General features: G+C 71.1%; 8 protein-coding genes. 6 read left to right on the top strand and 2 right to left on the bottom strand.

Annotation, left to right across the window (positions count from 1 at the left end; genetic code table 11):
- Window positions 1-162: 162 nt before the first annotated feature.
- The 3 genes from PHA29_RS09755 to PHA29_RS09765 all read left to right on the top strand — a co-directional run bounded on the left by PHA29_RS09755 (window position 163) and on the right by PHA29_RS09765 (window position 2,477).
- Window positions 163-1,098, top strand: coding sequence for a D-2-hydroxyacid dehydrogenase (locus PHA29_RS09755; protein ID WP_270574490.1), 936 nt, complete (start codon window positions 163-165; stop codon window positions 1,096-1,098).
- A 213-nt stretch (window positions 1,099-1,311) separates the two neighbouring features.
- Window positions 1,312-1,947 (top strand): flavodoxin family protein, encoded by a 636-nt coding sequence (locus tag PHA29_RS09760; RefSeq protein WP_270849424.1) that lies wholly within the window; start codon window positions 1,312-1,314, stop codon window positions 1,945-1,947.
- Between the two features lie 95 nt (window positions 1,948-2,042).
- Window positions 2,043-2,477, top strand: coding sequence for a cupin domain-containing protein (locus tag PHA29_RS09765; RefSeq protein WP_270849426.1), 435 nt, complete (start codon window positions 2,043-2,045; stop codon window positions 2,475-2,477).
- Between the two features lie 189 nt (window positions 2,478-2,666).
- On the opposite strand, the gene PHA29_RS09770 is transcribed toward PHA29_RS09765, so the two are convergent.
- Entirely contained in the window at window positions 2,667-4,022 is a 1,356-nt protein-coding gene (locus PHA29_RS09770; protein ID WP_270849428.1) for a M18 family aminopeptidase, read from the bottom strand.
- A 202-nt stretch (window positions 4,023-4,224) separates the two neighbouring features.
- Between PHA29_RS09770 and PHA29_RS09775 the strand changes: the two genes are divergently transcribed.
- Window positions 4,225-4,602 carry a MerR family transcriptional regulator gene (locus PHA29_RS09775; protein ID WP_270405281.1) on the top strand — a complete coding sequence of 126 codons (378 nt, stop codon included), beginning with the start codon at window positions 4,225-4,227 and terminating at the stop codon, window positions 4,600-4,602.
- Window positions 4,603-5,294: 692 nt separating this feature from the next.
- On the opposite strand, the gene PHA29_RS09780 is transcribed toward PHA29_RS09775, so the two are convergent.
- Window positions 5,295-5,834 (bottom strand): TetR/AcrR family transcriptional regulator, encoded by a 540-nt coding sequence (locus tag PHA29_RS09780; protein ID WP_270849429.1) that lies wholly within the window; start codon window positions 5,832-5,834, stop codon window positions 5,295-5,297.
- A 304-nt stretch (window positions 5,835-6,138) separates the two neighbouring features.
- Between PHA29_RS09780 and PHA29_RS09785 the strand changes: the two genes are divergently transcribed.
- Both PHA29_RS09785 and PHA29_RS09790 read left to right on the top strand, forming a co-directional pair.
- A complete protein-coding gene (locus tag PHA29_RS09785; protein WP_270849430.1) occupies window positions 6,139-6,840 on the top strand; it encodes an ABC transporter ATP-binding protein in 702 nt (233 codons plus the stop codon).
- Window positions 6,841-6,850: 10 nt separating this feature from the next.
- Window positions 6,851-10,681, top strand: coding sequence for an FtsX-like permease family protein (locus tag PHA29_RS09790; RefSeq protein WP_270849431.1), 3,831 nt, complete (start codon window positions 6,851-6,853; stop codon window positions 10,679-10,681).
- The last annotated feature ends 91 nt before the right edge of the window (window positions 10,682-10,772 follow it).

Below are 10,772 nucleotides of genomic sequence, written 5' to 3' on the forward strand. Positions count from 1 at the left end.
GGGCGCACCGTCCCGCAGCGGGCGCCCCGTCCCCCGAGCCGCCGGGCCCGCTCCGGGCACCCCGGGCGCTTTGGCACCCGGACCATTCCGGGCGCCCCGACGCGGCGATATACTGGCTCCGTGCGCGAGCGCGCACGGACACCCCAGACAGATGGAGCCGCCATGAACGTCCTGGTCCTTCTCCCCCTCACCGAGGCGCAGCGCGCCACGCTCGAATCCGGCGCGCCCGACGCCGCCTACACCTACGCCACCAAGCTCGACGTGACCGACGAGCAGATCGCCGCCGCCGAGGTCATCGTGGGCAACCTCGACCCCGCCCGCCTTCCCGCGGCGCGCAGCCTGCGCCTGCTGCAGCTCAACTCGGCGGGCTACGACAAGTACAGCGCGCCGGGCACCGTGCCGGAGGGCGCCGCCCTCACCTGCGCGGTGGGCGCGTACGGCCAGGCGGTGTCGGAGCACATGTTCGCGATGATCCTCGCCATGATGAAGCACCTGGACGGTTACCGCGACGACGGGCGCGGCCACCTGTGGACCGACCGCGGCCAGGTCACCACGTTCGCGGGCGCGCAGGTGCTCGTGCTGGGCGCCGGCGACATCGGGACGCATTTCGCCAAGCTCGCCGGCTCCTTCGGCGCGCACGTCACCGGCGTGCGCCGCCGCGTGGGCGAGGTCCCGGAGGGTTTCGACGCCATCCGGAGCATGGACGACCTTCCCGAGCTGCTCCCCGCCGCGGATGTGGTGGTCTCGTTCCTGCCCAGCTCCCCGGCCACGCGCGGCCTGGCCGACGCCGCGTTCTTCGCGCGGTGCAAACCCGGCTCGTACTTCGCCAACGGCGGGCGCGGCGACCTCGTGGTCCAGGCCGACCTCATCGCCGCGCTGGAATCCGGGCAGATCGCCGGCGCCGCGCTCGACGTGACGACGCCCGAGCCCCTGCCCGCCGACGACCCGCTGTGGGACGCGCCCAACATCTTCATCACGCCGCATGTGGCCGGCCAGTTCCACCTGCCGACCGTCCTCACCAACATCGCGGCCATCACCGCCGACAACCTCGCCCGCCTGCAGGCCGGCGAGCCCCTGCGCAACCTGGTGGAGCTGTAGCCCTGCACGGGTGCAGGGGCGGGGGCGACCCCTCCTCATCTCAGGCAGGTGTCCGCCTCCGCCCCGCACGGGCGCGGATAGCTCCTACCTGAACGACCTGCTGCAGGTCCACGAGAACCCTGCCCCGCGCGGGCGCGGATAGCTCGCGCGCATCGGTGGGTAGAAATGAACCTGCCTGGAAAACCGACATCAGATATCTGGGGAGGGACCATCATGAAGGTCATGCTGGTGAACGGCAGCCCGCATAGGCACGGCTGCACCGACCGCGCGCTGCAGGAGGTCGCGCGCACGCTCGAGGAGGACGGCGTCGAGGCGGAGATCTTCTGGATCGGAGCGAAGCCCGTGGGCGGCTGCACCGCCTGCGGGGGCTGCGACCGCAAGGGCGCCTGCGTGTTCGACGGCGCGGTGAACGAGTTCCGCGCCAAGGCGGCCGAGGCCGACGGGTTCGTCTTCGGTGCGCCCGTCCACTACGCGCACGCCGGGGCGTCGCTGGTCGGCTTCATGGACCGGCTGTTCTACTCCAACGGGCGCGCCGGGCAGCCCGACGTCTTCCGGCACAAGCCTGCGGCCGCCGTCGCCAGCGCCCGCCGCGCCGGCACCACCGCCGCCCTCGACGACATCCAGAAGTTCTTCACCATCTCCCAGATGCCCATCGTGAGCTCGCGGTACTGGAACAACGTCCACGGCAACACCCCCGAGGAGGTCGAGCAGGACGCCGAGGGCCTGTGGACCATGCGGCAGCTCGGCCGCAACATGGCGTGGCTGCTGAGATCCATCGAAGCCGGGCGCGCCGCGGGACTCGAGCCTCCCGCGCAGGAGCCCGGCGCCCGGACCAACTTCATCCGCTGAGCGGCCCCGCCCGTCTCGCGATCCGCGTTTGACTTGGAGCGCACTCGAAGGTCTACCGTGGAGGCGTCCGGAAACCCGAAAGCGAGGGAGCAGCGATGAAGACCACCGACAAGACCGCATTCGACCAGATGAACGTATTCGGCGAGGGAGCGCCCAACGACGCCTTCGCGCAGTACTTCATCGGCCAGTCGTACCTGAACCCGCTGACCGACGCCGCCACCGCGGGCATCGGCCTGGCCAACGTGACGTTCGAGCCGGGATGCCGCAACAACTGGCACATCCACCACGCGAGCACCGGCGGCGGGCAGATCCTCATCTGCACCGCCGGCGAGGGATGGTACCAGGAGTGGGGCAAGCCCGCTCAGAGCCTCGTCCCCGGCACCGTCGTGGTGATCCCCGCCGGCGTGAAGCACTGGCACGGCGCCAAGGCCGACAGCTGGTTCAGCCACATCGCCTTCGAGACTCCCGGCACGGACACCTCCAACGAGTGGCTCGAGCCGGTCGGCGACGAGGAGTACGCCGCCCTGTAGCGGCATCGCGGTCGGGCGGGGCGCCCCGCGTCCCGCACCCGGCCCCGTCCCGTCGAGGGCCCCGTGCGGAGCCCCGGGCCGACAGCCCGCGGGAACGCGGCGGCGAACGGCGACGCGAGGGCGCCGCGGCCGGAAGCGATCCGGTCGCGGCGCCCTTTTGTGTTCGGCGCCCCTATCCGATCCGGCGCCCTATCCGATTCGGGCCCCCATCGCCCCGTCGATGCGGATGTCCGCGTCGAAGAACGCGGTGAGCGCGTCGATGACGAAGCGGACGTCGTGCGCGCCGGCCGTCTCGTAGCTGGAATGCATGGCCAGCTGCGGACATCCCACGTCGATGGCGTGCATGCTGACGTGCGCGTTGGAGATGTTGCCGAGCGTCGAGCCGCCGGCCATGTCGCTGCGGTTGGCGAAGGTCTGATGGGGCACCCCCGCGTCGTCGAGCACGGCGGAGAACACCGCGCGGCTGAACGCGTCGGTGCAGTAATGCTGGTTGGCGGCCTCCTTGATGACGATGCCGCGGTTCAGGCGCGGGTCGTTGGCCTCGTCGGCCTTCTCGGGATGGTTGGGGTGCACGGCGTGCGCGTTATCGCAGCTCACCAGCATGGAGGAAGCCAGGGCGCGCACGAGGCTCTCGGGCGAGCGGCCGATGCGCGCGTTGATGCGCTCGAGCGTGTCGCGCAGCAGCGTCGAGGCCGCGCCCTGCTTGGTGTGCGAGCCGACCTCCTCGTTGTCGAAGCACGCGTACACGGAGATGTCGCGCTCGTTCGACGAGGCGAGGAAGGCCTCGAGCGAGCAGTACGCGCACATGAGGTCGTCGAGCTTGGGGGACGAGATGAACTCGTCCGCCGCGCCCCAGATGCGCGGCGGCTCCCGGTTGACGAGGAACAGGTCGCGCGCGAGCAGCTGGGAGGGGTCGACGCCCAGGTCGCGCGCCACGAACGCGTCGAACGAGCCGCGCTTCAGGGCGCCGGCGGAGAACAGCGGGTAGAGGTCGACCGCGCGGTCCGGCGAGAACGCCGCGTTGACGCCGCGGTCGAGGTGGATGGCGAGGCTGGGGATGAGCGCCACGTCGCGGTCGACGGACAGCAGATGGCTCGTCACCTGCGATCCGTCGCGCGTCAGCACGCGGCCGGCGAGCGACAGCGGGCGGTCGAACCAGCTGTAGTCGATGGTGCCCCCGTAAGGCTCGATGTCCAGGCGCAGGTACTCGCCCGGGCCCTCGAGCTCGGCGACCGCCTTCACCTTGAAGGTCGGCGAGTCGGCGTGCGACGCGGCGATCTGGAAGTGGTAGGCGTCCTCGGGCAGCTCGGTCCCCACGCGCCACGCGATGACGCTCGAGCCGTTGCGCTGCGTGTAGTAGCTGCCGCCCGGCTGGACGGTCCATGCCGCGCCCTCGGGCAGGTAGGTGAAGCCCGCCTCCTCGAGGCGGCGGCAGACGGTCGCCGCCGTGTGGAACATGCTGGGGCTCGAACTGATGAAATCGACAAGTCCGCGCGCGGCGGCGAGATCGTCCTCGCGCCGTCCGGTCATCTGCTGGTCTGCCATGGGGGCACCGGCCTTTCGTCGTCGGATGTGCAGGCCCAGTCTAGCGCCCCGCCCCGGCGCGGACGGCGGGCGGGACGGGGCGGCACACAGGCACCATACGGAACGCGCGGCTCGATCGCTTGCGGGCGCCCGCGGGCGGGGCGCTTGACTTGGAGCCGACTCGAAGCGGTATATACTGCTCATCGACAGAAAGGGTTTCGCCATGAGGATCGCCGAGGTATCGAAACAGTACGACATATCCGCCGACACGCTGCGGTACTACGAGCGCATCGGCCTGCTGCCGCGCGTGCATCGCAACGCGAGCGGCGTGCGCGACTACGACGAGACCGACCTCGCGCGCGTGAAGTTCATCAAGTGCATGCGCGGCGCGAACGTCTCCATCGAGGCGCTCATCGAGTACATGCAGCTGTTCGCGGAGGGCGACGCCACGCTCGCCGCGCGCAAGGCCATCCTCGAGGAGCAGCGCGACCTCGTGCGCGAGCGCATCGCCGAGATGCAGGCGGGGCTCGACCGCCTGGACTACAAGATCGCCCACTACGAGGACCTCATCGTCGAGGCCGAGAAGAGCATGCAGAAGTAGCGGCGGGAGGCCTGCCGGGCCGGATCTCGCGAGGCGCGCGGGCCGGCTCCGGACACGGCCGCGGGCCCGGGGCGTGCGGCCCGCATGGCGCGCAGGACCGGAATGCATATTGTTCCTGCGTTTCGCCGATGTTTTGCATAAGGTCGCCGGCGAGGAGGCGAGCTCCTCCGTTCGATTCCCTCGCCATGGCAGAGAATCGCCGTTTGGGGGACGGCCCGCAGGCGCGGAAGCCGTCCGCGCGGGCCCCGGAGGGTCCGCGGAGCCCGCAGGAAGGGGGTTTCGGGTCGCCTGCCGCGTCCCCGCGCGGCTCAGGAGGCATCCGGAGGGCATCCGCACCCGGAAAACCCCGGGGTGACGATGATACACGGCCCGCTTCCGCGCACGACCCTCCCCCAAACGGCAAAACCCTGCCATCCACCCATCCGCCAACACGATCGCGGCGGGCAGGTGCCCCGTTCGATGGCCGCCGTCCCGTGCGAAGGGTGGCGCGACGAATGCAACAGCCCCGCCGCCACCGTGACAGGCGGGGCAGCCCCCGCTGTCACCGAAGCCGACGGACAAGAACCCTGTCCTGCGGCCGCGGCGGACGGGATGGATGGCGGCAGATGGGACAGCACCCGCAACGGACAACGCGGCAGATGGCGCGGTCCCCGCTGTCACCGCCGCGCCGCCGAAGACGGGCGTCGGCGCCCCTAGAGCGCGGCGCCCACGATGAGTTCGATGAGGCGGGAGATGGGCATGGAGTCGGGGTCGGCCATCCACGCGCCGACGGCGCCCAGCAGCCCCGAGAGGTAGAAGGCGCGCAGAACGTCCTGCTCGCGAGGGGACAGCCCCTCCTCCGGGAGGATGAAGCGGTCGAGCAGCGGGGCGATGATCTCCTTCAGGCGCTCCTCGAACGAGGGGTCCCCCGCCATGAGGCGCGGCATGTAGGCGTTGAAGCGCTGCGCGAGCTCCACGATGAACCCCATGTGGTGCGAGAAGTCGAGCTGGTCCTCGAACAGCAGGCGCTGCTGCACGAGCACCCGGATCTGATCGAGGATCTCGTCCTCCAGCTGCTCAAACAGGTCGTACACGTCGTGGTAGTACAGGTAGAAGGTCGCGCGGTTGTAGCCCGCGCGGTCGGTGATCTCCCGGATGGTGATCTTCTCGATCGGCTTCTCCAGGTAGAGCTCCCAGAACGCGGCGGTGAGGTTGGCCCGCGTCTGCTCGGTCACCTGCGGCTGCTTCGCCATGGCCGGCTCCTCTCGATCCTGCGCGCGCCGTTCGGGCGTCACCCGGTGCGTGGAGGCGGGCGCCTCCCGCCTCGGGCACCGCGCGCGCCGGCGGCGGCACGGTGAAGCGGCCCGTCCCCGAGCACCGCGTACATCACGCACGGCGCATCGCGCGGCGCATCGCTCGACAATCTCGCGCCGGATGTCGAGCGCCCCTTCCGCGCCCTCCCGTCGCTTCACTATACTACTTCTAGACAACACGCTGTCGAGTGACGCCGACGGACCCCGCCGGCGGCGGACCGGGCACGATGGAGGGGAGACCCTCATGGCATATATCGAGTTCACCGACGTCCACAAGGTCTACGGCCAGGGCAACGCGGAGATCCACGCACTGGACGGCGCGACCTTCGCCGTCGAGCGCGGCGAGCTCGCCGTGATCCTGGGCGCCTCGGGCGCAGGCAAGACGACCGCCTTGAACATCCTGGGCGGCATGGACACCGCCACCTCCGGCACGGTGCGCGTGGACGGCCGCGACATCTCGGGCGCGAGCAGCGCCGAGCTCGTCGAATACCGCCGCGCCGACGTCGGCTTCGTCTTCCAGTTCTACAACCTCGTACCCAACCTCACCGCCCTGGAAAACGTCGAGCTCGCGGCCCAGATCTGCCCCGACTCGCTCGACGCCGCGGACACCCTGCGCAACGTCGGGCTCGGCGAGCGCATGGACAACTTTCCCGCCCAGCTCTCCGGCGGCGAGCAGCAGCGCGTCGCCATCGCCCGCGCGCTCGCCAAGAATCCCAAGCTGCTGCTGTGCGACGAGCCCACCGGCGCCCTCGACTACCGGACGGGCAAGCAGATCCTCCAGCTGCTGCAGGACACCTGCCGCCGCGACGGCATCACGGTCATCATCATTACCCACAACTCGGCGCTCGCGCCCATGGCCGACCGCCTCATCCGCTTCAAGAGCGGGCAGGTGACCGAGATGTCGCTCAACGCGCACCCCACGCCCATCGCCCGGATCGAATGGTAGGCGGAAGCCCATGACGCCCGCATACCGCAAGGACATAGCCCGCACCGTGCGCGGCAACCTCAAGCGCTTCGTCTCCATCGCCGTGATCTGCGCCCTCGGCGTCGCCATGTTCTGCGGCCTGCGCGCGTCCTGCACGGACCTGCGCGACGCCGCCGATGCCTACTTCGACGCGAGCGGCCTGTTCGACATCCAGGTGCTCTCGACCCTCGGCCTCGACGACGCCGACATCGAGGCGCTCGCCGCGGTGGAGGGCGTGGACGCCGCCGAAGGCGGATGGAGCGAGTCCACCTACACCGACGTGGACGGGGCGCGCGCCTCCGTGGAGGTCAAGGCCCTGTCCGCATCGGGCATGAACGAGCCCTACGTCGTGGAGGGCCGGCTGCCCGAGGGCTCCGACGAGGTCGCCGTCACGCAGAAGTTCATCGACGCGAGCGGGCTCTCGATCGGGGACGAGGTCCGGATCGACGAGGCGGACGACCCCGATGAGGCCGTGTTCGAACGGCAGCCCTACACCATCTGCGGCATCGTCGTCGACGCGACCGACGTCACCAACCCCGAGCTCTCCTTCCGCTCGAGCTCGAGCTCCGACTACACCTTCATCGTGACCGAGGGCGCGGTGGCCGACACGGGCACCTACACGGTCGCCTACCTCGCCGTCGAGGGCTGCGCGGAGCTGCCCTGCTACTCGGACGCCTACACCGAGCGCGTCCGTGCGGTCACGGACCGCATCGAGGGACAGATCCGCGACGACCGCGAGCAGGCGCGCACCGACGCCGTGGTCGGCGAGGCCCAGGACGCGGTGGACGAGGCCCGGGCGGAGTACGAGGCCGAGCGCGCCGACGCCGAGGCCGAGCTCGCCGACGGCCGCGCGGAGCTCGACGACGCCGCGGCCCAGCTGGCCGACGCGGAGCGGCAGCTCGTCGACGGGCAGGCCGAGCTGGACGCGGGCTGGGAGTCCTACGAGGACGGGGCCCGGCAGATCGCCGACGGCTACGCGGAGCTCGACGCCGGCCAGGCGCAGCTCGACGCCCAGCGCTCCGAGGCCGAGGCCGGCTTCACGGACGCCCAGGCCCAGATCGACGCCAACCGCGCGACGCTCGACGCCGCGCAGCGGCAGGTCGACGACGGCCGCGCCGAGCTGGACGCCGCCGAGGCGGAGCTCCAAGCGGGCGAGGAGCAGGCCGTCGACGAGGTGAACGCCCTGCTCTCCCGCGTCCCGGGCGCGGGCTCGGAGGTCTCCGACGCCGAAGGGGCCCTCGCGACCGTGCAGCAGCTCGCCTCCCCCGTCTTCGACGCGCGCGACGCCGTGGACGCCGCGCAGGCCGCGCGCGACGACGCCGCACAAGAGCGCGACGCCGCGAAGGCGGAGGCCGACGGGCTCGAGGAGCGCGCGGGGGAGCTCGAGCAGGTGACCGTGCCCGCCCTCCAGACGCGGGTGGACGAGCTCGCCGCCCGCAAGGCCGAGCTCGAGGCCGAGCTCGGCGAGGCGGCGCCCGATGACGAGACCTACCGCCAGGTCGTCTCCGAGCTCGAGGCGGCGCAGGCCGAGCTCGAGGCCGCGCAGGCCGAGCTCGCCGGCGTCCGGACGGACCTGGAGTCCGCGCAGGCCCGGCTCGCCGCATGCGAGCGCGCCCTCGCCGACGCCGAGGGCGCGCTCACCGAGGCCCAGGCGAACCTGTCCCTCATCGAGCAGGTCATGGGCGTGTTCGGCATCACCGTGGACGACCTCGACCGCGCGGTCGCGGAGCTGACGCGGCTCGTGGACGGCAAGGCGCAGCTCACCGAGGGGCGCGCCGCGCTCGACGCCTCGCAGGCCCAACTCGACGAGGGCTACGCCGCCCTCGAATCGGGCCAGGCCTCCCTCGACGCGACCCGTACGCAGGTGCGCACCGCGCTCGCCTCCGCGCAGGACGAGATCGACGCCGGCCGCGCCGAGCTCGACGCCGGGGCAGCCGGGCTGCCCGCCGCCCGTCAGGCCCTGGTTGACGCCCAGGCCGAGCTCGACCGCGGCCGCGCCGAGTACGAGAAGGGCATGGCGGAGTACCGCGACGGCCTGGCCTCCTGGCAGGAGGGCCGCGACGAGGCCGACGCGCGGTTCGCCGACGCCGAGGCCCAGCTCGCCGACGCGCAGGACGAGGTCGACGCCATCGAGCCCGCCTCCTGGTACGTGCAGACGCGCACCTCACTGTCCAGCTACTCGTCCATCTCGAGCGACGCGGACTCCATCGAGGCCATCGGCACCCTGTTCCCGCTCGTGTTCCTCGTGGTCGCGGTCCTCGTCTCGCTCACCACCATCACCCGCCTGGTCGAGGAGGAGCGCGGGCTCATCGGCACCTACAAGGCGCTCGGGTACCGCAACCGCGAGATCTACGCCAAGTACCTCGTCTACGCGGTCGCCGCCTCGCTCACCGGCTGCGTCGTGGGCCTGTTCCTGGGCTTCATCGCGCTGCCCGCGTTCATGTTCGTCATCTTCGGCATCATGTACCTGCTGCCAGGCTACGGCTTCACCTTCGACGCGGCCTTCGGCCTCGGCGGCTGCGCCATCTTCATCGTCGCCATCGGCGGCACCGCCTACCTCGCCTGCCGCTCCGAGGTCCGCCGCACCCCGGCCGCCCTCATGCGGCCCAAGGCCCCGCGCTCCGGCTCGCGCATCCTGCTCGAGCGCATCCCGGCCATCTGGCGCCGCCTCTCGTTCCTGAACAAGGTCACGGCGCGCAACATCTTCCGCTACAAGCGCCGCTTCCTCATGACGGTCGCGGGCATCCTGGGCTGCACGGCGCTCATCGTATGCGGCTTCGCCATCAAGGACTCCGTCGCCGCGCTCGTGCCCGAGCAGTACGACCGCATCTCGCGCTACGACATCATGGCCGTCACGCAGTCCGGTGAGCACGACGCCGCGGCCGACGAGCTCGCGGCGGACGGGCGCGTGGAGGGGCTGCTGCGCATCTACATCGACACCGCCACCCTGAAGCTCGACGGCGCCGAGGAGTCCGTGCAGCTCATCGTCGTGCCCGACGGGGCGGACCTCTCAGCCTACATCGGGCTTTCGGACATCTCCGGCGGCGGGGACATCGCCCTGCCCGACGAGGGGGCCGTGGTGACGCAGAACGCCGCCGAGGTCATGGGCTTCTCCGCCGTCGACGACGTCGAGGTCCAGGACTCCCAACTCAACCAGGCCGAGGTCGAGGTGACCGCCGTCACCGGGAACTACCTGGGCAACTACGTGTACATGAGCGCCTCGGCATACGAGGCGGCCTTCGGTGCGGGCGCACCGGGCATGGACGCGGACACGGGCGCGTTCGCCCCCAACGGCGTGCTCGTCCGCTGCGCGGAAGGGAAGGGCGCCTCGCTCGCGGACGAGCTCGACGCGGACGCGCGCTTCCTCTCCGTCACGAGCACCGAGCAGCTCGCCGAGGACTTCTCGCAATCGTTCATGCTCATCAACGCGGTGGTCGCCATCGTGCTCGGCATGGCCGCGGCCCTCGCGTTCGCCGTGCTGTTCACGCTCTCGACCACCAACATCTCCGAGCGCGAGCGCGAGCTCGCCACCATCAAGGTGCTCGGATTCCGTCCGCGCGAGGTGCACCATTACGTGAACAAGGAGACGGTCATCCTCACGCTCATCGGCATCGTATGCGGGCTGCCCTTCGGGTACGTGCTGGGCGACGCCCTGCTCCACGTGCTGCACATGCCGCAGATCAGCTTCATGACCGTCGTGGAGCCGGTGAGCTACGTGCTCGCCGCGGTGCTGCCGCTCGCGTTCGCGCTCGCGGTGAACCTCATCACGAACCGCACGCTCAACCGGATCGACATGATCGAGGCGCTCAAGAGCGTGGAGTAGCGCGGGAGCCGGACGGCGGGGCCGCGCAGGGGCAGGCAGCGCGTACGGGCGCAGCGAGCGGGCCGGGCCGCCCGCACGCGCACGGGCGGCC

Origin of the sequence: Candidatus Collinsella stercoripullorum, assembly GCF_027669965.1 — a bacterium.
Taxonomy (GTDB): domain Bacteria; phylum Actinomycetota; class Coriobacteriia; order Coriobacteriales; family Coriobacteriaceae; genus Collinsella; species Collinsella stercoripullorum.